This window comes from Scandinavium manionii, from assembly GCF_024764775.1.
GTDB classification, from domain to species: domain Bacteria; phylum Pseudomonadota; class Gammaproteobacteria; order Enterobacterales; family Enterobacteriaceae; genus Scandinavium; species Scandinavium manionii.
This window is the reverse complement of sequence record NZ_JALIGC010000037.1, coordinates 362564-387273: the sequence shown is the minus strand read 5'-3', so window position 1 is coordinate 387273 and position 24710 is coordinate 362564. Positions and strand designations below refer to the sequence as shown.

Below are 24710 nucleotides of genomic sequence, written 5' to 3'. Positions count from 1 at the left end.
TTCCGGCGGCGTTCTGCCGCCGGATTTGTTTCCCCTGTACTTAGCGAGACGCCCATGGATCACTTACCCATTTTCTGCCAGCTGCGTGGCCGTGACTGTCTGTTAGTCGGAGGCGGCGACGTAGCCGAGCGTAAAGCCCGCCTGCTGCTGGATGCGGGCGCACGCCTGACCGTTAACGCGCTCAACTTCGAACCCCAGTTCCACGTGTGGGCCGAAGCCGGCATGTTGACGCTGGTAGAAGGGGAATTTGATTCAACGCTGCTCGACACCTGTTGGCTGGCGATCGCCGCCACCGATAACGATGCGGTCAATGCGCGCGTCAGTACAGAAGCAGAGCAACGCCGTATTTTCTGTAACGTGGTCGATGCACCGAAACAAGCCAGCTTCATCATGCCATCGATTATTGATCGCTCGCCGCTGATGGTCGCCGTCTCTTCCGGTGGAACGTCTCCGGTGCTGGCGCGCCTGCTGCGTGAAAAGCTGGAATCTCTGTTGCCGCAGCATCTCGGCCAGGTTGCCCGCTTTGCGGGCCAGCTTCGTGGACGGGTGAAAAAGCAGTTTGCCAGCGTCGGCGAGCGTCGCCGTTTCTGGGAAAAACTGTTTGTGAACGACCGTCTGGCGCAGTCACTGGCAAATCAGGATGAAAAAGCGGTCGCGGAAATCACCGAACGCCTGCTCAGTGAACCGCTGGATAATCGCGGTGAAGTGGTACTGGTCGGTGCCGGGCCGGGTGATGCCGGGCTGCTGACGTTGAAAGGTTTACAGCAGATCCAGCAAGCTGACATCGTGGTCTATGACCGTCTGGTATCGGACGACATCATGAATCTGGTACGCCGCGATGCCGATCGCGTTTTCGTCGGTAAACGCGCGGGATATCACTGCGTGCCGCAGGAAGAAATTAATCAAATTCTGCTGCGTGAAGCGCAAAAGGGCAAACGCGTGGTGCGCCTGAAAGGTGGTGATCCGTTTATCTTTGGTCGCGGTGGCGAAGAGCTGGAAACCCTGTGCAACGCCGGGATCCCGTTCTCTGTGGTACCAGGTATTACGGCAGCCTCAGGTTGTTCTGCCTATGCGGGCATTCCACTGACCCATCGTGATTACGCTCAAAGTGTGCGCCTGGTGACGGGCCATCTCAAAACCGGAAGCGAACTCGACTGGCATAATCTGGCGGCGGAGAAACAAACGCTAGTGTTCTACATGGGGCTGAATCAGGCGGCGACCATTCAAGCGAAACTCACCGAACACGGAATGCCGCTCAATATGCCTGTCGCGTTGGTAGAAAACGGTACCGCCGTGAACCAGCGCGTGGTCAGCGGTGACCTGGCACAGTTGAGCGAATTGGCACAGCAGGTTGCCAGTCCGGCGCTGATCATCGTCGGGCGGGTTGTGGAACTGCGTGAAAAATTAAACTGGTATTCGAATCACTAAATAGCCTGCCGGATGCCGAATATTGTAAACACAAAATAATATTCGGCACCCTGAGCACCTTTATTAAAATGATAATTCCCACCCATGATATTCACAGTAATATCATGTCCAGATACAGACCCATCAAAATAACAATAATCGTTGTCGCCGCCCGCATAATTCCTTAAATTCACTCGCTGCCGATGATAATAGACGCGCCTCGTTTAAGCATCATCACGCTGCAACTCACTTTGTATAGTTAAGGGATTACCTCATGAAAAGAATGATAAAAATTGTAGCCTTACTGGCCGCAGTCGGCACGCTTAGCGCCTGCTCCGGGCACGTTGAAAACAAAAGTAAAAGCTGTGGCTATGATTATCTTCTGCATCCTGCCATTTCTATTTCACGAATTATTGGCGGCTGTGGCCCGGCAGAATATTAATCATCAATACGGTCCGTAAAAAAACCGGGAAATTTATCCCGGTTTTGTTATTTTCTAATACGCTTACGGCCTGGCAACAAAACCAATGGCTTCGTACACCGCTTTTAATGTTTCAGCCGCCTGAGCGCTAGCCTTCTGCGCACCTTCACGCATAATCTTCTGCAACAGCGCTTCGTCGTTACGGAAGCGGTTATAGCGCTCCTGCAGATCGGTCAACATGCCAGACACCGCCTCGGCAACTTCGCCCTTCAGGTGACCATACATTTTGCCTTCGAAGTGCTGTTCCAGCTCCTGAACGCTCTGACCGGTCACACCGGAGAGGATATCCAGCAGGTTGGAGACGCCCGCTTTGTTCTGCACGTCATAGCGGATGACCGGCGGCTCTTCGGAGTCGGTCATCGCACGTTTGATTTTCTTCACAACGGATTTCGGATCTTCCAGCAGGCCGATAACGTTGTTGCGGTTATCGTCAGACTTGGACATCTTCTTGGTCGGCTCCAGCAGCGACATAACACGCGCCCCGGATTTCGGAATGAACGGCTCAGGCACTTTGAACACATCACCGTAAATCGCGTTAAAGCGCTGGGCGATATCGCGGCTCAGTTCCAGATGCTGTTTCTGGTCTTCACCCACCGGCACCTGATTAGTCTGATACAGCAGAATGTCTGCCGCCATCAGCACCGGGTAATCGAACAAACCGGCATTGATGTTCTCAGCGTAGCGCGCTGACTTGTCTTTAAACTGGGTCATGCGGCTCAGCTCGCCGAAATAGGTGTAGCAGTTCAACGCCCAACCGAGCTGGGCATGTTCTGGCACGTGAGACTGCACGAAGATGGTGCTTTTCTCCGGATCGATACCGCAGGCGAGGTAAAGCGCCAGGGTGTCGAGGGTGGCTTTACGCAGTTTCTCAGGGTCCTGGCGGGCAGTAATGGCGTGCAGGTCAACAATGCAGTAGATGCAATGGTAATCGTCCTGCATGTTCACCCACTGACGCAGCGCACCCATATAGTTGCCAATGGTCAGTTCACCTGAGGGCTGTGCGCCACTAAATACGATGGGCTTAGTCATTTTTCACTTCCTGAATTTCACTGTGCGGGAGCCCGAGCGCGGGCAACAAATCGTTAAAGCTGTCAAAAACAAAATCGGGATTGCTGTCGGCAATGGCTTCGCCATAGTTGTAGCCATAGGTCAGGCCAATGGAACAGCAACCAGCGGCCTGAGCCGCGAGAATATCATTGCGGGAATCGCCAACAAACAGCAGCGCTTCCGGGGCCACGCCCAATTTCTTCGCCACCAGCAGTAGCGGATCGGGGTGCGGTTTTTTGTTTTCTACGTCATCCCCACCGATCACGACGGAGAAATATTTGGCGATATCTAACGCGTCAAGGATTGGCGCGACGAACGGCGAAGGCTTGTTGGTTACCAGCCCCAGAGGGAGGCCTTTGGCATGCAGCGCGCTTAACGTTTCCGCCACCGCCGGGAACAGATAGCTGCCCTCTTCGGCGAAATCTGCGTAGTAACGGTCGAAGAGTTTGCGTAGCACGCGTAGCTGCTCTTCTTGCGGAATATCGCTATGGTCAACCGACGGTTTGCCCTGCGTTTTACGCAGGCTGGCACGCTCCTGGCGCGCCCAGGTCAGCGCGCGTTCCATCAGCACATCGGCGCCGTTACCAATCCAGGTTATCACTCGCTCTTCGCCAGCGGTCGGCAATTCCAGGGCATACAGCGCGTTGTCTACCGCTGCCGTTAAGCCTGGCGCGCTATCCACTAACGTGCCGTCGAGATCAAACGCAACGCCCTGAATGGTTTCTAATTTACTCATGACTTACCTTTGCCAGTTCACTGCGCATTTCATCAATCACTTTTTTGTAGTCCGGCTGGTCGAAAATGGCCGAGCCGGCGACAAACATATCGGCACCTGCCGCAGCAATCTCACCAATGTTATTGGCTTTCACGCCACCGTCGACTTCCAGGCGAATGTCGAAACCCGAGACGTCAATCCGACGGCGTACTTCACGCAGCTTCTCAAGCGTGTGCGGAATAAAGGACTGGCCGCCGAAGCCCGGGTTAACGGACATCAGCAGGATAACATCGAGCTTATCCATCACGTGGTCGAGGTAGCTCAGCGGCGTCGCCGGGTTGAGAACCAGGCCCGCTTTACAGCCATGCTCTTTAATCAGCTGCAAAGAACGATCGACGTGTTCAGAGGCTTCCGGATGGAAAGTGATAATACTGGCGCCTGCAGCAGCAAAATCAGGAATGATGCGGTCGACGGGTTTGACCATCAGATGCACGTCAATCGGAGCGGTGATGCCGTATTTGCGCAGGGCTTTGAGCACCATCGGGCCCATCGTCAGATTGGGTACGTAATGGTTGTCCATCACGTCGAAGTGAACAACATCGCCACCTGCCGCCAGAGCCTTCGCGGTATCTTCACCCAGACGGGCAAAGTCGGCCGACAGAATCGAAGGGGCAATCAAATACTGTTTCATCCGCATCTCCTTGAAAACGATTATGGTTTTGCTGGGCGATACAAAGCCAGCAGTTCATCCACCTTTTTGCGCGTGCCACCGTTGCTACTGATGCTGCGCCGGACTTTAACCTGAAATTGTTTTGCTGCTTTGTACCACTCACGCGTATCGGGAGTGTCATGGTTCGAAATTAACACCGGAATTTGGTTACTGACCAGTTTTTCCGCCATTTCGGCCAGGTGCGCTTGCTGCGCCGGGCTAAAGCTGTTGGTGTGGTAGGCGGTAAAATTGGCGGTCGCGGACAGCGGCGCGTACGGCGGATCGCAGTACACCACGGAGTCTTTGTCCGCCATCGCCATGCAGTCCTCGTAGGACATGCAGTGGAATTCTGCATTCTGCGCCTTGTACGCAAAATGGTTTAACTCGGCTTCCGGGAAGTACGGCTTTTTATAACGCCCAAACGGCACGTTGAACTCGCCCTTCATGTTATAGCGGCATAAGCCGTTGTAGCCATGACGGTTCAGATACAAAAAGAGCACTGCACGACGCAGCGGCTCCCGGCATTGATTGAACTCGGTCCGCAGCTGGTAATAGATTTCAGCATTGTTATTGGCTGGGATAAACATCGCCTGCGCGGCAGAGATGTACTCAGGGGTCCGCGTTTTGACAATGTTATAGAGATCAATCAGATCGCTGTTGATATCAGCAAGAATATAGCGGGAATAGCGGGTATTCAGGAATACGGAACCGGCCCCGACGAAGGGCTCGATCAAACATTCGCCTTGTGGCAGATGTTTTTCAATATCGTTCAGCAGAGGATATTTACCCCCTGCCCATTTCAAAAAAGCGCGATTTTTTTTCATGCTGTCTGGCTACTTACACTTTCTCCGGCTGAGGAGAAAAGCTCCTGCAGCATCCTGCGCTTAAAAACACATTCGCCTTCAGCCCGCAAATGCAGACTGAAGGCGCTGTGTCATGTACTGCTATTGTTTCAGGTCGGACTGTACCTGATGCAACGGTTTCGCCCATGGGTTTTTCGCCTGGACATTGGCAGGCAGCGCAGCAACGGCACGTTTCGCATCGTCTTTTGTCGCATACATACCACTGACCAGCACATACCAGGGCTGACCGTTACGGGTCGTCTGGTAGACCACGTACTTCTGGATGTTCTCTTTCTTCGCCCAGTTGTTCAGGTTGTCATAGTTTGACGAGCTGCTGAGCTGCAGGGTGTACTGCGAGCCCGGAGCAGTTTTGAGCGAGCCAACATCACCGGTTTCTTTACCCGCTGCCGTTGCAGTCGCTGCCGTTGCAGTCGCTGCTGCGGCTGGCGCTGCAGTCGTTGCAGCCGGTTTTGCGGTGCTGGTAGCAGCAGGCTTAGCCGGCTCTGCCGCTGGTGCGGTAGATTTTGCTGGCGTGCTGGTCGCCGCAGTTTCAGTGTGCTTAGGCTGCGCAACCGGCTTAGGTTCTACGGCTTTCGCTGTCGCCTGCGGTTTGCTCTGCGGCTTCGGCTCGATCACAGCGTGTTTACGCTCTGGACGGGTCGTGGCAGCAGGTGCACTTTCTGCGGTGTTGGTTGGCTGACGTGAAGCATTACCATTACGCACTGGCGCAACGGTTGCAGGTTCTGTCGGCAGCGTGGAGTTTGCAACGGCACCATCAATCTGGCCCTGCTGTTGAGTCAGCGCGTTGTTCAGGTCACCCTGCACTTCGACACGCTGTTGGCCTTGCGGCGCAGCAGTATTCTGACCCTGAGTTGGGGTAGAAGAGATTGGCGGCAGGGAAACATCCTGCTGAGAATTCGCGGCATTCGGATCCACTGGCGCAGTGCCAGGGACAGGCTGCGCGCCATTAGCCTGGTCGGCTGGTGCTCCGTTGTTCGCGTTCAGATCGATGCTCTTCGCATCAGTAGATGCCTGCTCGCTGGAAGATGACGGCGCTTTCAGCGCAGAGCCAATCCCAACAATCAGCAGCAGCAGAACCAGAATACCCACACCCATCATGATGTACTGTCGGGAAGCCGGTTTACTGGCTGGCTTTTTTTTGCGTTTGCGCGGGCGTTGCTCTACAGGCTCTTCCGCTTCGAGATCTTCTTCAGACTCGTCGTAATACGCTTCTTCATCTTGTTCCTCGCGCTCTTCACGTACCTTACGGGTACGCGACGGGCGGCGTTCGTCAGCGTCGAGATCGACGTCATCGAAGTTAATCTGCTGATCGTTTTCACGATCGGAAGATTGACGGGAACGACCAGCACGACGATCGCTGGGATCGGGCTTCAGATCGTCTTCTGGTTTGAATTCATCCATTTAACACCCCACTAAAAGGCTTATGCCAACGACACTTGCACATCACCTGAAGTTAAACGCCGCTATTGCGACATGACCTTTCTTATTAGTTACGCCTGCTGACAATCAGCAATAGCGCCAAGAACTACATCGTGCGCAACACCGCCACGCACCTCACTTTTGCCAATCGAAAGCGGCAAAACCAAACGCATCTCACCGGCGAGGACCTTTTTATCCCGCATCATATGCGGCAGGTACGCGTCAGGAGACATTTCACGCGGGCCGGAAACCGGCAACTTCGCCCGTTCGAGCAGGGCAATAATCCGCTGAGTATCTTTTGCCTCAAACTGACCGAGGCGCTCCGAAGCGTGTGCCGCCATGACCATTCCGGCCGCGACCGCCTCACCGTGAAGCCAGTTACCGTAACCCATTTCGGCTTCGATAGCGTGACCAAAGGTGTGCCCCAGATTGAGTAAAGCACGTAAGCCGGTTTCGCGCTCGTCTGCGGCAACAACTTCGGCTTTCAGCTCACAACAGCGACGAATACAGTAGGCCATTGCTTTTTCATCAAGGGCCATCACTGCATCGATGTTGTTTTCGAGCCAGGAGAAGAATTCTGCATCCAGAATGATGCCGTACTTGATAACCTCGGCCAGGCCGGAGGAAAGTTCGCGCGCAGGGAGCGTTTTCAGGCAATCAAGATCGATAACAACATTCACCGGCTGCCAGAAGGCGCCAATCATGTTTTTACCGAGGGGATGGTTAACGGCAGTTTTTCCGCCAACAGAGGAGTCGACCTGTGACAATAACGTGGTCGGCACCTGGATAAAGCGCACGCCGCGCTGATAGCTTGCGGCCGCAAATCCGGTGAGATCGCCTACCACGCCGCCACCGAGGGCAATCAGTGTGGTATCACGACCATGAGGCTTTTGCAGTAACGCGGTGAAGACCGTTTCCATCACTGCCAGCGTCTTGTACTTCTCGCCATCAGGAATGATAACGCTGTCGACTTTCACGCCAGCCTGTTCAAGCACTAAACGTACCTTGTCCAGGTAGACAGGTGCCAGAGTTTCGTTGGTGACCAGCATTGCCTGATCGCCCGACTTCAGTGGCAGGAAAGAAGCTGGATCGTTAAACAAACCAGCCGCGATGGTAATCGGGTAACTACGTTCCCCGAGAGTTACTGTGATCCTCTCCATAACGCGACGTCCACCTTGGTTACTAGCATTTACTGGCTATCTACACGTAATCCTTCAGGCTGCTCGCTGGTCGGTTGCCTTCGCTCCCCGATTGCTGACAGATGTCAGCAAGAGTTCACGCCGTTGCCGCCATGATGCAGCTTGAACGATTTCGTATAGCGTTGACCAGAATCAGTTACTTTCCAGCATATTAATAATCTGGTTTGCCACCACTTTCGCGCTCTGATCGTCAGTGCGGATAGTGACATCGGCAATTTCTTCGTATAAAGGATTACGCTCGCCTGCTAACGCTTCCAGGACTTCACGCGGTGGCGTTTCAACCTGCAGCAGCGGACGCTTTTTATCACGTTGCGTACGCGCCAATTGCTTCTCAATTGTGGTTTCGAGGTACACCACAACGCCGCGAGCGGAGAGACGATTGCGCGTTTCACGGGATTTCACAGAGCCGCCGCCAGTTGCCAGCACAATTCCCTGCTTTTCCGTCAATTCATTGATGATTTTTTCTTCGCGGTCACGGAAACCGTCTTCGCCTTCGACATCAAAGACCCAGCCCACGTCAGCGCCAGTGCGTTTCTCAATCTCTTGATCAGAATCGTAAAATTCCATATTGAGCTGTTGAGCTAACTGGCGCCCAATAGTGCTTTTGCCGGCACCCATAGGCCCAACCAGAAAGATATTGCGTTTCTCTGCCATTTTTTCGGTACTACTAAGACTATTTCGTTAATAATAAACCCGCGACGCGAACCACAACGGCGACGCCAGGCATGAACTGAAACCTCATATGCGATAGTGCGAGAGTCAGACCGAAAATTATCTCAATATACCGGCAGGTTTGGCAACTCTAATAATTACCAGATTTTGCAGGGCACCGACTCTCAAATCGGTACTCCTTGTATGCTAAATCCGGTCTCACGTCAAACACCTGAAACGTGTTCAGTACGAAAAGAATGTCAGTAAATCCTTTATTGCACAGAAATAATACGCGGTGTGATGAACACAACCAGCTCTCGCCGTTCGCTGTCTTTTCCATCATGACGGAACAACTGACCCAACCAGGGGATGTCGCCCAGTACCGGGATACTGTCTCGCGCAGTCTTATTTTTTTGCGAAAAAATCCCACCCAACGCCAGCGTTTCACCACTTTTCACCTCAACCTGCGTCTCGATCTCCTGCTTATCTATCGCCAATACTTCCCCTTCCGCTTGCTGTAAAACTTGCCCGGGCATGTCTTCGGTGATTTTCAGTTTGAGCCGCACGCGGTTATTTTGCAGCACTGTTGGCGTCACTTCCATGCCCAGAACCGCTTCTTTAAACTCCACCGACGTCGCACCGCTTTCCCCGCTGGAAACCTGATACGGGATTTCCGTGCCCTGCTTGATACTCGCTGGTTGTAAGTGCGATGCCAGCAGATGCGGGCTGGCGATAATCTCCAGCTGCTGTTTTTGTTCCAGCGCTGAGAGCTCCAGCTCCAGCAACCTTCCGCTGATTTTACCGATGTTAAACCCGGCATGAGTGGTCGCGTTTGCCACCGAAAGGTCGCTTCCCAGGGTGGTTATCTTGCCTGAGCCTACGCTGCCTTCGGCATCGGCCAGACTCCATTTCACGCCCAGTTCGCGCAGGCTCTTTTCATTCATTGTGACGATATGGGCAGTTAATTCGACCTGGCCAATCGGCAAATCCATCTCATTAATCCAGGCGAGCAAATCCGTAATGTGCAGTTGGTCATCGCGGATTAGCAGCCGGTTAGAGCGCTTATCGACCGTCAGCGTCCCGCGACTGCTCACCAGTTTTTCCCCGGCTTTCGCAAGCTCTGTGGCATCGGCGTATTGCAAGGAGACGCTTTGCCCTTTCAACGGCACCGTCGATAAGCGCCGTTGGGTTTCCGCTTCGCGCTGAGCCTGTTTCTCGGCGAGCCACGCTTTGGTATGCACAAACAGCACGCTGCCCTGGGTATCCAGCGTCAGCCCCGCACTGCCCACCACCGTCTGCAAAGCCTGCATCCACGGAAGGTTATTGAACTGGAGTGATATTTGCCCGCTGACATCGGGGGCGATAACGATATTCCGCTCTCCCAACCCGGCAATGGCCTGCAATACCTGCGCAACGGGCACCTCATCCACCGTCAGCGAGACCGCCTTTTCCTTGCCCGATACCGCGAAGACCATCAGCAGTAACCCCAGAAGCATCCTTCGAATCATGTTTCGTTCCCTCTTTCATCCAGCGCCACTGCGACGGTTCGCAATCCTGGCCGCTAGTGATGTCCATGTAGTCGGGCTGAACGTCTGCGACCGTCCAGCCATTTTCCAGCCGCTGCCCTTGATTCAGGCGTCGCCATTTGCCGCCGGGTTCCAGCACGATGCCCGTTCTCAGCACGCCGTGGCTTACCGAGCCGCGGTAATGCCAGAGCGCCTGCTGCGATGTGGCGCAGGGATCTTCTATTGGCTGGAACGGGTCGCGCATACCGAGCAGATACGGCAGCGCAAGCATGGTTAGCACCCGCCATTTAGTCATCGCCGTTCGCCTCAATCTGCAGAATCAGCCGTAAATGCTGCTGTTCCGGCTGGATGCTGAACCCCCTGACGGCGCGACCCCGATCGGCCAGCTGATCAAATAAAAGCGGAATGCCCTGCCAGTTTGCCTCCAGCGTGAGTTCTCCCCCGCTGCCCGCCGGTTGCCAGCTCACGACACGGCTGTCAGGACTGTCCATATCAAGCGCTGAAAAAGGTTTCGTCGGCGCGGGAGATACGTGGGAAGCGACAGGTCGCAGCGGCATAATTTTCTGCCACTGCGCGTTGAGTGGAGGCAGGTCTGGCTCAATGAACGGTTCACGGCTGCAAAAACGCCCAATAACCGTTAGCAAACCCAGTAGCGTGAGCCAGATGCCGAACCGCACCCGCGGTGAAAAGTCACACCAGCGGTCAGCGAAACTCTGCATCAACGGCCTCCGTCTGTAGCTGATAGCTGAACTGCCAGTGCCCTTGTTCATCGCGACGTGTTGCACCCGGTGTGACCGGGCCAAAACCCGGCAGGCTTCGAGCCACAAGCTCAACCTGAGTCAATGTGGGGAAGCGGTTTGCCAGCCCCGTGAAGCGTAATGCCTCACCCTGCCATTCCAGCGCGGTGAGCCACGCTTGCGCGGGCATTTTTTCCGCCAGTGTCAGCAGCGTTGTTTGCCAGCGAAGTGTCATTGCACGCTGCAGCTCACGCCGTTGCACGACCCGTACACGCGCTTGCTCCGCGCGCAGCCGCCGCTCCTGTTGAGTCAGCATCTGGCGCACCGCCTGGTCGCTCTCCTGTCGCAAAGCCAGCCAGGTATGCTGCTGCGACTGCCGGGCGCGACCGGCAATAATCAACGCCAGCGTTATCAACAAAACGCCGATAAACATCGCGCCCCATAACCGTAAACACTCACGTCGGCGCTGTTCGCGCCAGCACAGTAAGTTCACCTGTCGGCGCATCTCAGTTCACTCCCAGGGCAAGCGCCAGGGCAATGGCAAACGCGTCACCGCATTCCGGCAGCGGAGGCTGGAGCTGGTTTAAGGGAAACCACGGATTAAAACATTGCCCCCCAGCGGACTGCGTGCTGCATTCCATCAATCCGTCGGGCAGTTCTGCATTGCAGCCCCAGGCGGTGCGCGTTGCCCACAGCCACTGGTCTTTGTCGCGCCAGCAGATCCCCGGGATGTCGCTGTCCATCCACGGCAGAAAGTGTTGTAAGGCGCTGGCATCCGGCGTGACCGACGAGAGATTCAGACCCGCCGCGCGCAAACTCTGTTGCAGCTGTTCAATATCGTGCCGTCTGGCGGCAGTCACGCTGTAACTATTCGTGTCAGCGTTTTGATAGTCAAAGATGAGACTTTCGGCCGGCATCTCGAGCTGTTTTGCCACCGTGCTGGCCACCCACTGCGCCAGTTCGCTTTCACGCAGCGACATCTGTGGCGGTGGCAGCTGTATTTGTAGCGTATCTGAGGCGGGAACGGCGACCGCAACACGATGAAAGCGCGGCATTTCACGTTGAATTCGCCGCAGCACCGCCGCCGTACATTTATCGTCGTTCTTGTCCTCCAGCGGCAGTTGCCACCAGCGGCGTAATGCTCTCCCTAAACGTGTTTTCTGTAGCGCGACGCAGACGATACTATCCTGCTGAAAGTGCAATCCAGCCTGCCATTGACTGTAAGCCATTCTTACGATCTCCTTATCCTTCAACCCATCCGAGCCAACGCCCATACAGTTTGAAATATGACGGGTATATCAATGCTTCAGGCTTGCCTTTATACTACCGCGCGTTTGTTTATAAACTGCCCAATTACCTCTAAATGGGAAATCTCCGGTGAAGTTCGTAAAGTATTTATTCATCCTTGCAGTCTGTTGCATTCTGCTGGGAGCAGGCTCGATATATGGCCTCTACAAATTTATTGAGCCCCAGCTACCCGACGTAGCCACGCTCAGGGATGTGCGCCTGCAGATCCCAATGCAAATCTTCAGCGCCGATGGCGAGCTGATTGCCCAGTACGGTGAAAAACGTCGTATTCCGGTCACCCTGAGCCAAATGCCGCCAGAGCTGACGAAAGCCTTTATTGCGACAGAAGACAGCCGTTTCTACGAGCATCACGGGATTGACCCTGTGGGGATTTTCCGTGCGGCAAGCGTGGCGCTGTTCTCCGGCCACGCCTCTCAGGGTGCGAGTACCATTACTCAGCAGCTGGCGCGTAACTTCTTCCTCAGCCCGGAAAAAACGCTGACGCGTAAAATCAAAGAAGCGTTCCTGGCGATCCGCATTGAGCAGCTGCTCAGCAAAGATGAAATTCTTGAGCTGTACCTGAACAAGATTTATCTCGGCTATCGCGCTTATGGCGTCGGTGCTGCCGCGCAGGTCTATTTTGGCAAGTCGATTGATCAGTTGACGCTGAGCGAAATGGCGGTAATTGCCGGTCTGCCGAAGGCACCGTCAACCTTTAACCCGCTGTATTCGATGAACAGAGCGACCGCCCGCCGTAACGTGGTGCTGTCGCGTATGCTGAGTGAAAACTACATCACCCAGGCGCAATACGATTCAGCGGTCCGCGAACCGATTGATGCCAGCTACCATGCGCCGGAAATTGCTTTCTCCGCGCCGTACCTGACAGAAATGGTGCGCCAGGAAATGGTCAGCCGTTACGGCGACCAGGCTTACGAAGACGGCTATCGCGTTTACACCACTATTGGTCGTAAAGATCAGCTGGCGGCGCAGAACGCATTGCGTACCAACGTGATGGATTACGATATGCGCCACGGCTATCGCGGTCCGACCAACGTGCTGTGGAAAGTGGGCGAAACCCCATGGGACAGCAAAAAAATCACCGATACGCTGAAGAGTTTGCCGACCTACGGGCCGCTTGAGCCTGCAGTGGTCACATCGGCAGATCCTCAGCAAGCTATGGCGATGACCGCCGACGGCACATCGGTGCAGCTGAACATGGACGGAATACGTTGGGCGCGTCCGTACCGATCCGACACCCAGCAGGGCTCAACGCCGCGTAAAGTCACCGATGTTGTCCAGACCGGCCAGCAAATCTGGGTTCGTCAGGTGAATGAAAGTTGGTGGCTGGCGCAGGTTCCGGACGTAAACTCCGCGCTGGTGTCCATCAATCCACAAAACGGCGCCATTATTGCGCTGGTTGGCGGCTTTGATTTCAACCAGAGCAAATTCAACCGTGCCACCCAGGCGCTGCGCCAGGTCGGTTCTAACATCAAACCGTTCCTTTATACCGCGGCGATGGACAAAGGTCTGACGCTGGCGAGCATTCTGAACGACGTGCCAATTTCCCGTTGGGATGCCGGCGCCGGTTCCGACTGGAGTCCGAAAAACTCACCGCCGCAGTACGCCGGTCCGATTCGTCTGCGCCAGGGTCTCGGTCAGTCGAAAAACGTGGTGATGGTGCGCGCGATGCGTGCGATGGGCGTGGACTACGCCGCAGAATATCTGCAGCGCTTTGGTTTCCCGGCCAATAACATTGTGCGGACAGAATCGTTAGCGCTCGGCTCCGCCTCCTTTACACCGCTTCAGGTGGCGCGCGGTTACTCGGTGATGGCCAACGGCGGCTTCCTGATTGACCCGTACTTCATCAGTAAAATTGAGAACGACGCGGCCGGGACGCTTTTCGAAGCCAAACCGAAAATTGCCTGTGCCGATTGCGATATTCCGGTGATTTACGGGGATACGCCAAAGTCCGACGTGCTGGAAAACAAAGACGTTGAAGACGTGGCCACGTCCCTGGAACCTAAAAACTCCACGGTACCGATGCCTAGCCTTGAACAAGCGAACCAGGCGCTGGTCGCGCGCAGCGGCGGTCAGGAATATGCGCCACACGTCATCAGCACGCCGCTCTCCTTCCTGATCAAGAGCGCCCTGAATACCAACATCTTTGGCGAACCAGGCTGGCAGGGTACAGGCTGGCGTGCAGGCCGTGACCTGAAGCGCCATGATATCGGCGGTAAAACCGGGACCACTAACAGCTCGAAAGATGCATGGTTCTCAGGTTACGGTCCGGGGGTGGTGACATCGGTGTGGATTGGCTTTGACGATCATCGCCGTGACCTCGGGCGCACTACCGCTTCCGGCGCGATTAAAGATCAGATTTCCGGCTACGAAGGCGGCGCGAAGAGCGCACAGCCAGCCTGGGACCTATACATGAAAGCGGCGCTGGAAGGCGTACCTGAACAGCCATTTACGCCGCCAGCGGGCGTGGTGACGGTCAATATCGACCGTAGCACCGGCCAGTTAGCAAGCGGGGGCAGCAGTCGCGAAGAGTACTTTATCGAGGGTACACAACCAACCCAACAGGCGGTGCGCGAAGTGGGCACCACGCTGATGGATAACGGCGAAACTCACGAACTGTTCTGACAAAAAAGGCGCCTCTGGCGCCTTTTTGCTGATCTGAATAAAGCGCGTGAGGCTTTTGCCCGGTGGCGCTACGCTTACCAGGCCTACTCGCTCAAGCGGCCCTGCGCTTTCAGCCATTCACGCACCAGGAACAGCGCGCTCACGTTACGGGCCTCGTTGAAATCGGGGTCTTCCAGCAGCGTCAGCATCTGAGCCAGCGGCCAGCGCACCTGCGGCAGCGGTTCAGGTTCGTCACCCGGCAATGATTCCGGATAAAGATCTTCCGCTACCACGATATTCATTTTACTGGAGAAGTACGACGGCGCCATCCCGAGTTTCTTCAGAAACGTCAGGTTATTGGCACCGAATCCCACTTCCTCTTTCAGCTCGCGATTGGCGGCTTCAAACACGGTTTCCCCCGCATCGATAAGCCCTTTCGAAAACCCGAGCTCATACGATTCCGTACCCACGGCGTATTCGCGGATCAGAATAAGATGGTCGTCCACAATGGGGACTATCATCACCGCTTCACGTGTGGAAGGACGCATCCGTTCATACACGCGGCGCTCGCCGTTGCTGAATTCCAGGTCCACGCTCTCCACACTAAACAGTCGAGAACGCGCTACCGTTTCAACTTTATGGATGGTGGGTTTTGTTAAGGGTTTATCCATGGTGACCTGTGTTTGCTGTGATAACAGGGTAATTGTGCGACATGCCGCACAGTTTAGGCAATTCCCGACTTCACATATTTACATTTGTGTAACTTTCACCGTGATTCACTTTTTTAAACAAAAAGTCAAGACCTTGCAATGGATTTGAGAATTTGCTGATATTCGCTTGCGTTGACCTCTGATATGCTCAAAAGTTGCGTCAGAACGTAATAAATCTTTCAAGTTCTGGGTGATACGTGCCGATAGCTAACTACGGGCTCACGTTCTGTGTTAATGGGCAACCGACGAAACCTGTAAGAATAAGTATGATGGGAAAAGCATGGGCACCTTTTTGATTCTTTTCGCTGCTATGCTGGCCTGCGCATTGCTTGCAGGGTGGTTCTATCGACAGCGCTCACAGCACCGGCGTATTCCCCGGCTGCATGCGTTTACTGGCGCGACTACGCGCAAGCTGTCCAGCGAAGAACGTAGTGCCGTCGAAAGTTATGTCGAAGGCCTGAGCCGAACGCTGGAAGTTCCTGCATCCGGTGCCACCGTGGCGCCGTCCGTGCTGACGCTTAATGCCCAGAGCAACACCGTCTATATCGTCACTCAGTCGATCACCCGCTACGGCATCACCACGGAAGATCCGAACAAATGGCGCTACTTCCTCGACTCTCTTGAAATCCATCTGCCGCCTTTTTGGGAGCAATACATCAATGACGAGAACGAAGTTGAACTGATTCACACCGATTCCCTGCCACTGGTCATTTCCCTCAACGGCCATACGCTGCGCGACCATAAGCAGGAAGCGCGAGGCTTCGCGCTGGAGCAGATACCCTCGACCCAGGCATCCATTCGCGGGGAAGAAAGCGAGCAGATTGAACTGCTGAATATTCGCCAGGAAAGCCACGAAGAATATGCCCTGAGTCGCCCGGACGGCCTGCGTGAAGCGCTGCTGATTGTCGGCTCATTCCTGCTGTTTTTCTGCGCCCTGATGGTGCCGGAAGTGTTTGTCCCGTGGGTCACCGGTGGTGCGATATTGCTGCTGGCGTTTGGCCTGTGGGGCCTGTTTGCTCCGCCGTCGAAAACCGCGCTGCGCGAAATTCACTGCCTGCGAGGCACGCCGAAACGCTGGGGTCTGTTCGGTGAAAACGACCAGGAACACATCAACAACATTTCGCTCGGCATTATCGACCTGATTTACCCGCGCCATTGGCAGCCGTTTATCACGCAGGATCTCGGCCAGCAAACCGATATCGACATTTATCTCGACCGCCACGTCGTGCGTCAGGGACGTTTTTTGTCGCTGCATAATGAAGTGAAACACTTCCCGCTCCAGCACTGGCTTCGCAGCGCCATTATTGCCGGTGGCGCGCTGCTGATTGTGGTGATGCTGTGGATGAGCGTTCCCCTCGGGATGCCGTTTAAGTTTACGATATCGTGGTTGAAAGGCGCGCAAACTATTGAGGCCACCACCGTTAACCAGCTCGATCAGGCTGGCGTGCGTGTTGGCGATACGCTGCATATTTCCGGCACCGGCATGTGCAATATCCATTCGCAGGGCACGTGGACCGCGCAGGATAACTCGCCGTTTATGCCTTTTGACTGCTCGCAAATTATCTGGAATGACGCCCCGCCGCTACCGCTGCCGGAATCCGATATCGTCACCAAAGCCACGGCGCTGATACAGGCGGTGAATCGCCAGCTGCATCCCAGCCCGGATGACAGCTCTCGCGTCAGCCCGGCTCTGCGATCGGCCATTCAGAAATCCGGGATGGTATTGTTAGATGATTTCGCCGATATCGTGCTGAAAACGCAAGATTTGTGCTCTGCCGAAGACGACTGTGCGCGCCTGAAGAATGCGCTGATCAACCTCGGTAATACCCGCGACTGGGAAACACTGACTAAGCGGGCCAGCGCCGGAAAACTGGATGGCGTCAACGTGCTGTTGCGCCCGGTCAGCGCGGAATCACTGGATAACCTGGTGACAACCTCAACCGCACCGTTTGTGATGCGTGAAACCTCACGCGCGGCGCAGGCCTTAAACAGCCCGGCGCCTGGCGGCTTCCTGATTGCCAGTGACGAAGGCAGCGATCTGGTATCGCAGCCGTGGCCGTCGGTCAGCCTGTACGACTACCCGGCACACGAACAGTGGACCGAGTTCCAGCGCCTCGCCGGTATGCTGATGCATACGCCGTTCAACGCCGAAGGGATTGTCACCAATCTCTACACCGACGCCAATGGCACCAAACACATTAATCTGCACCGTATGCCTGACAGTTCTGGCCTATGGCGCTACGTCAGCATTACGCTGCTGATGCTGGCAATGCTCGCGTGCTTTGCCTGGAACGGGATTCAGGCCATTCGCCGCTATCATCGTCACGGCATGCGCATGGCGGAAATTCATAAATACTACGAAAGCAGCCTTAACCCCGTGCTGCTGACCTCGCCTGACCTGCTGCATCAGGATCCCACAGACAGCTAAACCGCCCTGCTCCCGCTTGCGCGACCGGTGTGATAACCTGTCGCGCATTCTTCCGGCTGGAGACGCAACATGCATTTTGACATCGACTGGAACGAGGTCGACACCGTTCTGCTGGATATGGACGGTACGCTTCTCGATCTCGCATTCGACAATTATTTCTGGCAGCAGCTGGTCCCGGAAACCTACGGCGCGCAAAACGGCATCAGCCCGCAGGAAGCGCGGGAACGGATCAGCCAGGAATATCACGCCGTGCAGCATACGCTAAACTGGTACTGTCTGGATTACTGGAGCGAGCGTCTGGGGCTGGATATCTGCGCCATGACGACCGCGCAAGGTCCACACGCCGTGCTGCGTGAAGACACCGTGCCGTTCCTGGATGCTCTGAAAGCCAGCGGCAAGCGCCGCATATTGCTGACCAACGCGCATCCGCATAACCTGGCGGTGAAGCTGGAACATACCGGTCTGGCGTCACACCTTGATTTATTACTTTCCACCCACACATTTGGTTATCCGAAAGAAGATCAGCGTTTGTGGCAGGCAGTTGCCGAAGAAACCACCCTGGATGCGCATAAGACGCTGTTCATTGACGACAGCGAGCCGATCCTCGATGCCGCCGCGTTATTCGGTATTCGTTACTGCCTGGGCGTCACCAATCCCGACTCCGGCATTGCGGAAAAGCAGTATCAGCGTCATCCGGCATTGAATGATTATCGTCGCCTGATCCCCGGGATCCGGTGAAGGAGAAGCCATGAAAGAGAAACCCACCGAAACCGCCGTCCGGCTGGATAAGTGGCTCTGGGCGGCCCGCTTCTACAAAACCCGCGCGGTTGCGCGCGAAATGGTAGAAGGCGGTAAAGTGCATTACAACGGACAGCGCAGCAAACCCAGCAAAGTGGTGGAGATGAACGCCATGCTGACGCTGCGTCAGGGCAATGACGAACGGACGGTGATGATTAAAGGCATCACCGAGCAGCGACGCCCGGCCACCGAAGCCACGCTGTTGTACGAAGAAACTGCAGAAAGTATCGAAAAACGGGAAAAAATGGCCGTGGCCCGCAAGCTCAACGCGTTGACCATGCCGCACCCGGACCGTCGCCCTGATAAAAAAGAGCGCCGCGACCTGATGAGATTTAAACATGGGAACAGTGAGTAGCCGTTCCCTTAAGAGAGAATATGATGATTCAACACGATCAATTACACCGCTATCTGTTTGAAAACGTGGCCGTACGCGGCGAACTGGTCACCGTTTCCGAAACGCTTGAGCAGGTCCTCGCCAACCACAGCTATCCGCAGCCAGTAAAAAACGTGCTGGCCGAGCTGCTGGTGGCAACCAGTCTGCTGACCGCGACACTGAAGTTTGCCGGTGACATCACCGTGCAGCTGCAGGGCGATGGTCCCATGTCGCTGGCGGTGATTAACGGCAACAACAATCAGCAGTTGCGCGGTGTGGCACGTGTTCAGGGCGATATCCCGGAAAACGCGGATCTGAAAACGCTGGTCGGTAATGGTTATCTGGTTATCACCATTGCGCCGGAAGAAGGCGAGCGCTATCAGGGCGTAGTGGGTCTGGAAGGCGATACGCTGGCGGCGTGTCTGGAAGACTACTTCCTGCGCTCCGAGCAGCTTCCGACGCGTCTGATCATCCGTACCGGTGAGCATGACGGCAAAATGGCGGCAGGCGGTATTCTGCTGCAGGTGATGCCAGCGCAAAACGCACAGACTACCGATTTCGAGCACCTGGCGACGCTGACTGACACCATCAAAGCGGAAGAGCTGTTTGGCCTGCCAGCGAACGACGTGCTGTGGCGTCTGTATCACGAAGAAGAAGTGACGGTTTACGATCCACAAACGGTCGAATTCAAGTGCACCTGTTCCCGTGAGCGCTGCGCCGATGCGCTGAGAACGCTGCCTGATGAAGAAGTTGACAGCATTCTGGCCGATGACGGCGAAATCGATATGAACTGCGATTACTGCGGCAGCCATTACGTGTTCAATTCGATGGACATTGCTGAGATCCGCAACAACGCCTCCCCGGCTGATCCGCAGGTTCATTGATTTAGTCATCGCTTGTCCCCTCACTCCGGTCCTCGCTCCTATGGGCAAAGGGTTTGGGTGAGGAACTTGCGAGAAGTGAATCGATTTTTTCTGTAACTCTTCCGTAACTTATTTTCAGGAATGCGATTACATTCACATTCCATCAGTTCATAAAACCATTTGTTGACGGTTTAGGAACATTTCCCCCCACTAAAAAACGTTTCCTGCCATAATCTGTGTCGCCTCGTGACAGGAGTCACCGTGTTTTCCGTTAGTTTGACGAGAGTCCGGATACGCAAATCTATGAGCCTGGTCGCGGTCAATAACCCTCAAACAACCCTACAATCATTGGCAGTACATATTGGCTAAGGAGCAGTGACATGCGTGTTAAAGGTATAACCCCGCAGGATCTCAAGGCTTATGGAATCAACGACGCCCAGGACATCGTCTACAACCCCGACTACGACACGTTATTTGAGGAAGAGCTCAACCCCACTCTGGAAGGCTATGAGCGCGGTATTCTGACAAATCTCGGTGCGATTGCTGTCGATACCGGTATTTTTACCGGCCGGTCGCCGAAAGATAAATACATTGTCCGTGATGACACCACCCGCAATACCGTGTGGTGGGCTGATAAAGGCAAAGGCAAGAACGACAACAAACCGCTCTCCCCGGAAACCTGGCAGCAACTCAAAGGACTGGTCACCCAACAACTTTCTGGTAAGCGCCTGTTTATCATTGATGCTTACTGTGGCGCTAACGCCGACACTCGACTGTGCGTACGCTTTATTACCGAAGTAGCCTGGCAGGCGCACTTCGTGAAAAACATGTTTATCCGCCCAACGGACGATGAGCTGGCAACCTTTAAGCCTGACTTCGTGGTGATGAACGGCGCGAAATGCACCAATCCGAACTGGAAACAGCAGGGTCTGAACTCTGAAAACTTCGTGGCTTTCAACCTGACCGAACGCGTGCAGCTGATTGGCGGCACCTGGTACGGCGGCGAAATGAAGAAAGGGATGTTCTCTATCATGAACTACCTGCTGCCGCTGAAGGGCATTGCCTCAATGCACTGTTCAGCGAACGTCGGCGAAAAAGGCGATGTGGCGGTGTTCTTTGGCCTGTCCGGCACAGGAAAAACCACTCTCTCCACCGATCCGAAGCGCCGCCTGATTGGCGATGATGAGCACGGCTGGGACGACGACGGCGTGTTTAACTTTGAGGGCGGCTGCTACGCGAAAACCATTCGCCTGTCAGAAGAAGCCGAGCCGGATATCTATCACGCCATTCGCCGCGACGCCCTGCTGGAAAACGTCAGCGTGCTGGCCGACGGCACCATCGATTTCAACGATGCGTCGAAAACCGAAAACACCCGCGTCTCCTACCCGATTTACCACATCGACAATATCGTGAAACCGGTGTCGAAAGCGGGACATGCAACCAAAGTTATCTTCCTGACCGCCGACGCCTTCGGCGTGCTGCCGCCAGTTTCACGCCTGACGGCTAACCAGACGCAGTATCACTTCCTGTCTGGTTTTACCGCCAAACTGGCGGGTACCGAGCGGGGCGTGACCGAACCAACGCCAACCTTCTCCTCCTGCTTTGGAGCAGCATTCCTGTCGCTGCACCCGACGCAGTACGCAGAAGTACTGGTGAAACGTATGCAAGCTTCCGGTGCGCAGGCGTATCTGGTCAATACCGGATGGAACGGCACTGGCAAACGTATCTCGATTAAAGATACGCGCGCCATTATCGACGCCATTCTCGACGGTACGCTGGATAACACTGAAACCTTCACGCTGCCAATGTTCAACCTGCAGATCCCAACTGAACTGCCAGGTGTGGATACGCACATTCTGGACCCGCGTAATACCTACGCATCACCGGAGCAGTGGCAGGAAAAAGCCAAAGCGCTGGCGAATCTGTTCGTGGAAAACTTCGAGAAGTACACCGACACCCCTGCGGGTGCGGCGCTGGTTGAGGCAGGTCCGAAACTGTAACCGACTGCTGGGTGGCGCTACGCCGCCCTTCATCCAAAGTAAAAGGCCCAACACATCATCGTGTCGGGCCTTTTTTAGCTTTCTTTGGTACTGGACGTTCGCACGACCGGCACTGGCAGCCACGCCCGAATCAACAATCCACCCTTCTCACTGGTATCAATCTCCAGCAAGCCGTTATGATTGTCGATAATGCGCTGCACGATGGCCAGACCCAGCCCGGTGCCGCTGGTGCTGCGCGCGCTGTCACCTCGAACAAACGGCTGGAACAGATGCTTACGTTGCTCAGGTTTGATACCCGGGCCATTATCTTCTACCTGGAACCAGACGCGGTTTGGCTCGCTGCCACTGCTGACTTTGATCCAACCATTACCGTAGCGCGCGGCGTTAACCACCATATTGGTCAGTGCGCGCTTAATCGACAGCGGGTGCATCCGCACCGGGATTTCTCCGGCCTGCATGTCCGTTTCAATTTCACGCTCGTAGCCGCTTTCTGCCGCCACGACTTCGCCGAGCACCGAATTCAGGTCGCCAAGCTCCATCGGCATTTCCTGGCCTGTACGCAGGTAGTCAATGAACTGCTCGATGATGGCGTTACACTCTTCGATATCCTTGTTGATGGATTCTGCAAGGTAACCGTCTTCTTCGCCCATCATCTCCGTCGCCAGACGGATACGCGTCAACGGCGTACGTAAATCGTGACTCACACCCGCCATCAGCAGCGTACGGTCGTCAGCGAGCTGCTTAACGCCTGCCGCCATATGGTTAAAGGCTCGGGTCACGGATCGCACTTCCGACGCGCCATACTCGCGCAGAGGAGGCGGAATGATCCCTTTACCGACCTGCAAAGCCGCGTGCTCAAGATCGACCAAGGGTCGGTTCTGAATACGAATAAACAGCCATGCACCGCCTATCGCCAGCAACATTATTGCCAGGGTATAGCGGAACAGCGGCGAGAAGTCGCCCTGATGGATTTCAGTCAGCGGCACGCGCACCCAAATGTTGGGCGACAGCCAGGTTTTCAGCCACACAACCGGCGAGCTTTTGTTGACTTCAACGCGAACTTCCGTCGGGCCACCCAGCTGCTGCGCCATCTGCTGACTTAAGAATTCATAATGTTGCGCCCAGCGTAGCCCGGCATCTTCCGCCGCTTCATCGGAATAGAGCGAAATGCCAAGCTCGCGGTAAATCTCACGTCGAAATGCCGGAGGCACCACCAGTTGGGTGCCATCCTCAAGCTGCAGTTTATCGGTCATTAGCATACGGACTTCGTAGGCCAGTACCTTATTGAACTGCTGAAGGCTCGGCAAAATCGCGAAGTTAAGGACCACAAGATAGGTCGTCACCAGGCTGACGAACAGCAAGGTGACGATGAGAAGCAGCGTGCGGGCAAATGAACTTCGTGGTGAGAAGCGCATTCGCCTCATGCTTTAGAACCGTCCGGCACAAACACGTAGCCCAGGCCCCACACGGTCTGAATGTAACGCGGATGCGCCGGATCTTCTTCCACCATGCGGCGCAGACGGGAAATCTGCACATCGATGGAACGTTCCATCGCGGAATATTCACGGCCACGCGCCAGGTTCATCAGCTTGTCACGGGACAGCGGCTCACGCGGGTGGCTTACCAGCGCTTTGAGTACCGCAAATTCACCGCTGGTCAGTGGCATAGGCTCGTCTTCGCGGAACATTTCGCGCGTACCGAGATTCAGCTTGAACTTACCGAATGCGATAACCGCTTCTTCCTGCGACGGTGCGCCTGGCAGTTCGTTCGCCTGACGACGCAGCACGGCACGGATACGGGCCAGCAGCTCACGCGGGTTGAACGGTTTCGGAATGTAGTCGTCGGCACCAATTTCCAGGCCCACGATACGGTCAACCTCTTCGCCTTTCGCCGTCACCATGATGATTGGCATCGGGTTACTTTGGCTGCGCAGGCGACGACAAATGGAGAGTCCATCTTCGCCAGGCAGCATTAAATCCAGCACCATCAGGTGGAAGGATTCACGGGTCAACAGGCGATCCATCTGTTCGGCGTTGGCGACGCTTCGAACCTGGAAGCCTTGCTCGGTCAGATAACGCTCAAGAAGCGCACGCAGGCGCATGTCGTCATCCACAACAAGAATCTTATAATTCTCTTGCATTGTTTTTACTCCCAGAAGGTTCGTAACAATTATGAGTACGTATTCTCAAAAAAGCGTACGCCAGGCTCCAGCTAAATCTGGTATAAATTCTAGCCGAAATTGTTACAAAGCATATTTTACAGCAGCTTATCTGTACAATTCATCACAGAAAACTATTTTTTAACCAATTGACGTAATCTATGAGGCAAAATGTGCGCAAGCACAAGTAGTCACAAGGTAGCACCACAATGAAAACGCCGCTAATCACCCGTGAAGGGTATGAGAAGTTGAAGAAAGAGCTGGATTATCTTTGGCGCGAAGACCGACCTGAGGTGACAAAAAAAGTCACCTGGGCCGCAAGCCTTGGAGATCGCAGCGAAAACGCCGATTATCAGTACAACAAAAAACGTCTGCGTGAAATCGATCGCCGGGTTCGCTATCTGACCAAATGCCTGGAAAATTTAAAAATCGTCGATTACTCCCCACAGCAGGAAGGCAAAGTCTTCTTCGGCGCCTGGGTGGAAATCGAAAATGACGATGGCGATACCAAGCGCTTTCGTATTGTCGGCTATGACGAAATTTTCGGGCGCAAAGATTACATCTCCATCGATTCGCCAATGGCCCGCGCGCTACTGAAAAAAGAGATCGGCGACCTCGCCATTGTGCAGACTCCGGCGGGCGATGCCAGTTGGTATGTCAATGAGATCGAGTACGTGAAATAACGCACCTGGAACACTCTGATTACGGATAGGTCCG

The 24710-nt window shown here is 54.9% G+C and carries 24 protein-coding genes; 9 read left to right on the top strand and 15 right to left on the bottom strand.

All coding sequences use genetic code 11. The features are described 5' to 3' along the window. The first annotated feature begins 54 nt into the window (after positions 1 to 54). Both cysG and MUU51_RS11550 read left to right on the top strand, forming a co-directional pair. Positions 55 to 1428: a siroheme synthase CysG gene (gene cysG / locus MUU51_RS11555; protein WP_159769692.1), complete on the top strand. Its 1374-nt coding sequence runs from the start codon at positions 55 to 57 to the stop codon at positions 1426 to 1428. A 253-nt stretch (positions 1429 to 1681) separates the two neighbouring features. Next, the gene (locus MUU51_RS11550; protein ID WP_159769689.1) at positions 1682 to 1849 is read left to right on the top strand and encodes a DUF4223 family protein; all 168 of its coding nucleotides are present in this window, start codon (positions 1682 to 1684) and stop codon (positions 1847 to 1849) included. 63 nt (positions 1850 to 1912) lie between these two features. On the opposite strand, the gene trpS is transcribed toward MUU51_RS11550, so the two are convergent. From trpS to pilM, 12 genes are all read right to left on the bottom strand, one after another. Further along, positions 1913 to 2917, bottom strand: coding sequence for a tryptophan--tRNA ligase (gene trpS / locus MUU51_RS11545; protein ID WP_159769686.1), 1005 nt, complete (start codon positions 2915 to 2917; stop codon positions 1913 to 1915). After that, positions 2910 to 3671 (bottom strand): phosphoglycolate phosphatase, encoded by a 762-nt coding sequence (gene gph / locus MUU51_RS11540; protein WP_159769683.1) that lies wholly within the window; start codon positions 3669 to 3671, stop codon positions 2910 to 2912. The genes trpS and gph overlap by 8 nt, the downstream gene beginning before the upstream one ends. Next, entirely contained in the window at positions 3664 to 4341 is a 678-nt protein-coding gene (rpe, locus tag MUU51_RS11535; RefSeq protein ID WP_159464878.1) for a ribulose-phosphate 3-epimerase, read from the bottom strand. The genes gph and rpe overlap by 8 nt, the downstream gene beginning before the upstream one ends. A gap of 20 nt (positions 4342 to 4361) precedes the next feature. Continuing rightward, entirely contained in the window at positions 4362 to 5183 is an 822-nt protein-coding gene (gene dam, locus MUU51_RS11530; protein WP_159769677.1) for an adenine-specific DNA-methyltransferase, read from the bottom strand. Between the two features lie 120 nt (positions 5184 to 5303). Continuing rightward, positions 5304 to 6623 carry a cell division protein DamX gene (gene damX, locus MUU51_RS11525; protein WP_258967797.1) on the bottom strand — a complete coding sequence of 440 codons (1320 nt, stop codon included), beginning with the start codon at positions 6621 to 6623 and terminating at the stop codon, positions 5304 to 5306. A gap of 89 nt (positions 6624 to 6712) precedes the next feature. Next, positions 6713 to 7801, bottom strand: a complete 1089-nt coding sequence (aroB, locus tag MUU51_RS11520; RefSeq protein WP_159769671.1) for a 3-dehydroquinate synthase — start codon at positions 7799 to 7801, stop codon at positions 6713 to 6715. Between the two features lie 171 nt (positions 7802 to 7972). After that, positions 7973 to 8494 (bottom strand): shikimate kinase AroK, encoded by a 522-nt coding sequence (gene aroK / locus MUU51_RS11515; RefSeq protein ID WP_110511784.1) that lies wholly within the window; start codon positions 8492 to 8494, stop codon positions 7973 to 7975. Between the two features lie 269 nt (positions 8495 to 8763). Then, positions 8764 to 9996: a DNA uptake porin HofQ gene (hofQ, locus tag MUU51_RS11510; RefSeq protein WP_235033630.1), complete on the bottom strand. Its 1233-nt coding sequence runs from the start codon at positions 9994 to 9996 to the stop codon at positions 8764 to 8766. Then, positions 9914 to 10312, bottom strand: coding sequence for a HofP DNA utilization family protein (locus tag MUU51_RS11505; protein ID WP_159769665.1), 399 nt, complete (start codon positions 10310 to 10312; stop codon positions 9914 to 9916). The genes hofQ and MUU51_RS11505 overlap by 83 nt, the downstream gene beginning before the upstream one ends. Beyond that, a complete protein-coding gene (locus tag MUU51_RS11500) occupies positions 10305 to 10736 on the bottom strand; it encodes a HofO family protein (RefSeq protein WP_258967796.1) in 432 nt (143 codons plus the stop codon). The genes MUU51_RS11505 and MUU51_RS11500 overlap by 8 nt, the downstream gene beginning before the upstream one ends. Beyond that, positions 10720 to 11259: a PilN domain-containing protein gene (locus tag MUU51_RS11495; protein WP_258967795.1), complete on the bottom strand. Its 540-nt coding sequence runs from the start codon at positions 11257 to 11259 to the stop codon at positions 10720 to 10722. Before MUU51_RS11495 ends, MUU51_RS11500 begins: the two co-directional genes overlap by 17 nt. 1 nt (position 11260) lies before the next feature. Beyond that, a complete protein-coding gene (pilM, locus tag MUU51_RS11490; protein ID WP_159769656.1) occupies positions 11261 to 11983 on the bottom strand; it encodes a pilus assembly protein PilM in 723 nt (240 codons plus the stop codon). 148 nt (positions 11984 to 12131) lie between these two features. Between pilM and mrcA the strand changes: the two genes are divergently transcribed. Beyond that, complete coding sequence (mrcA, locus tag MUU51_RS11485; RefSeq protein ID WP_258967794.1) at positions 12132 to 14684, top strand: peptidoglycan glycosyltransferase/peptidoglycan DD-transpeptidase MrcA; 2553 nt, start codon at positions 12132 to 12134, stop codon at positions 14682 to 14684. A gap of 83 nt (positions 14685 to 14767) precedes the next feature. On the opposite strand, the gene nudE is transcribed toward mrcA, so the two are convergent. Beyond that, positions 14768 to 15334, bottom strand: a complete 567-nt coding sequence (nudE, locus tag MUU51_RS11480; RefSeq protein WP_159769650.1) for an ADP compounds hydrolase NudE — start codon at positions 15332 to 15334, stop codon at positions 14768 to 14770. A 319-nt stretch (positions 15335 to 15653) separates the two neighbouring features. Here nudE and MUU51_RS11475 point away from each other — a divergent pair, with 319 nt between their 5' ends. The 5 genes from MUU51_RS11475 to pckA all read left to right on the top strand — a co-directional run bounded on the left by MUU51_RS11475 (position 15654) and on the right by pckA (position 21835). Continuing rightward, the gene (locus MUU51_RS11475) at positions 15654 to 17801 is read left to right on the top strand and encodes an intracellular growth attenuator family protein (protein WP_159769647.1); all 2148 of its coding nucleotides are present in this window, start codon (positions 15654 to 15656) and stop codon (positions 17799 to 17801) included. Between the two features lie 69 nt (positions 17802 to 17870). After that, positions 17871 to 18539 carry a GMP/IMP nucleotidase gene (gene yrfG, locus MUU51_RS11470; protein WP_159769644.1) on the top strand — a complete coding sequence of 223 codons (669 nt, stop codon included), beginning with the start codon at positions 17871 to 17873 and terminating at the stop codon, positions 18537 to 18539. A gap of 10 nt (positions 18540 to 18549) precedes the next feature. Further along, positions 18550 to 18954, top strand: a complete 405-nt coding sequence (gene hslR, locus MUU51_RS11465) for a ribosome-associated heat shock protein Hsp15 (RefSeq protein ID WP_159769641.1) — start codon at positions 18550 to 18552, stop codon at positions 18952 to 18954. Between the two features lie 23 nt (positions 18955 to 18977). Continuing rightward, on the top strand, positions 18978 to 19856 hold the full coding sequence (gene hslO, locus MUU51_RS11460) for an Hsp33 family molecular chaperone HslO (RefSeq protein ID WP_159769797.1): 879 nt from the start codon (positions 18978 to 18980) through the stop codon (positions 19854 to 19856). Positions 19857 to 20215: 359 nt separating this feature from the next. Beyond that, positions 20216 to 21835, top strand: a complete 1620-nt coding sequence (gene pckA, locus MUU51_RS11455) for a phosphoenolpyruvate carboxykinase (ATP) (RefSeq protein WP_258967793.1) — start codon at positions 20216 to 20218, stop codon at positions 21833 to 21835. Between the two features lie 74 nt (positions 21836 to 21909). On the opposite strand, the gene envZ is transcribed toward pckA, so the two are convergent. Both envZ and ompR read right to left on the bottom strand, forming a co-directional pair. Next, positions 21910 to 23259 carry a two-component system sensor histidine kinase EnvZ gene (gene envZ / locus MUU51_RS11450; protein WP_159769635.1) on the bottom strand — a complete coding sequence of 450 codons (1350 nt, stop codon included), beginning with the start codon at positions 23257 to 23259 and terminating at the stop codon, positions 21910 to 21912. After that, complete coding sequence (ompR, locus tag MUU51_RS11445) at positions 23256 to 23975, bottom strand: osmolarity response regulator transcription factor OmpR (protein WP_001157751.1); 720 nt, start codon at positions 23973 to 23975, stop codon at positions 23256 to 23258. Before ompR ends, envZ begins: the two co-directional genes overlap by 4 nt. 227 nt (positions 23976 to 24202) lie before the next feature. Here ompR and greB point away from each other — a divergent pair, with 227 nt between their 5' ends. Next, positions 24203 to 24676: a transcription elongation factor GreB gene (gene greB, locus MUU51_RS11440; RefSeq protein ID WP_159769614.1), complete on the top strand. Its 474-nt coding sequence runs from the start codon at positions 24203 to 24205 to the stop codon at positions 24674 to 24676. Positions 24677 to 24710 lie beyond the last annotated feature (34 nt).

Excerpts from the sequence above, each read along its gene's own strand:
- cysG (WP_159769692.1), top strand. The coding sequence starts at position 55 with ATGGATCACTTACCCATTTTCTGCCAGCTGCGTGGCCGTGACTGTCTG.
- MUU51_RS11550 (WP_159769689.1), top strand. The coding sequence starts at position 1,682 with ATGAAAAGAATGATAAAAATTGTAGCCTTACTGGCCGCAGTCGGCACG.
- trpS (WP_159769686.1), bottom strand. The coding sequence starts at position 2,917 with ATGACTAAGCCCATCGTATTTAGTGGCGCACAGCCCTCAGGTGAACTG.
- gph (WP_159769683.1), bottom strand. The coding sequence starts at position 3,671 with ATGAGTAAATTAGAAACCATTCAGGGCGTTGCGTTTGATCTCGACGGC.
- rpe (WP_159464878.1), bottom strand. The coding sequence starts at position 4,341 with ATGAAACAGTATTTGATTGCCCCTTCGATTCTGTCGGCCGACTTTGCC.
- dam (WP_159769677.1), bottom strand. The coding sequence starts at position 5,183 with ATGAAAAAAAATCGCGCTTTTTTGAAATGGGCAGGGGGTAAATATCCT.
- damX (WP_258967797.1), bottom strand. The coding sequence starts at position 6,623 with ATGGATGAATTCAAACCAGAAGACGATCTGAAGCCCGATCCCAGCGAT.
- aroB (WP_159769671.1), bottom strand. The coding sequence starts at position 7,801 with ATGGAGAGGATCACAGTAACTCTCGGGGAACGTAGTTACCCGATTACC.
- aroK (WP_110511784.1), bottom strand. The coding sequence starts at position 8,494 with ATGGCAGAGAAACGCAATATCTTTCTGGTTGGGCCTATGGGTGCCGGC.
- MUU51_RS11505 (WP_159769665.1), bottom strand. The coding sequence starts at position 10,312 with ATGACTAAATGGCGGGTGCTAACCATGCTTGCGCTGCCGTATCTGCTC.
- MUU51_RS11500 (WP_258967796.1), bottom strand. The coding sequence starts at position 10,736 with ATGCAGAGTTTCGCTGACCGCTGGTGTGACTTTTCACCGCGGGTGCGG.
- MUU51_RS11495 (WP_258967795.1), bottom strand. The coding sequence starts at position 11,259 with ATGCGCCGACAGGTGAACTTACTGTGCTGGCGCGAACAGCGCCGACGT.
- pilM (WP_159769656.1), bottom strand. The coding sequence starts at position 11,983 with ATGGCTTACAGTCAATGGCAGGCTGGATTGCACTTTCAGCAGGATAGT.
- nudE (WP_159769650.1), bottom strand. The coding sequence starts at position 15,334 with ATGGATAAACCCTTAACAAAACCCACCATCCATAAAGTTGAAACGGTA.
- MUU51_RS11475 (WP_159769647.1), top strand. The coding sequence starts at position 15,654 with ATGGGCACCTTTTTGATTCTTTTCGCTGCTATGCTGGCCTGCGCATTG.
- yrfG (WP_159769644.1), top strand. The coding sequence starts at position 17,871 with ATGCATTTTGACATCGACTGGAACGAGGTCGACACCGTTCTGCTGGAT.
- hslR (WP_159769641.1), top strand. The coding sequence starts at position 18,550 with ATGAAAGAGAAACCCACCGAAACCGCCGTCCGGCTGGATAAGTGGCTC.
- hslO (WP_159769797.1), top strand. The coding sequence starts at position 18,978 with ATGATTCAACACGATCAATTACACCGCTATCTGTTTGAAAACGTGGCC.
- pckA (WP_258967793.1), top strand. The coding sequence starts at position 20,216 with ATGCGTGTTAAAGGTATAACCCCGCAGGATCTCAAGGCTTATGGAATC.
- envZ (WP_159769635.1), bottom strand. The coding sequence starts at position 23,259 with ATGAGGCGAATGCGCTTCTCACCACGAAGTTCATTTGCCCGCACGCTG.
- ompR (WP_001157751.1), bottom strand. The coding sequence starts at position 23,975 with ATGCAAGAGAATTATAAGATTCTTGTTGTGGATGACGACATGCGCCTG.
- greB (WP_159769614.1), top strand. The coding sequence starts at position 24,203 with ATGAAAACGCCGCTAATCACCCGTGAAGGGTATGAGAAGTTGAAGAAA.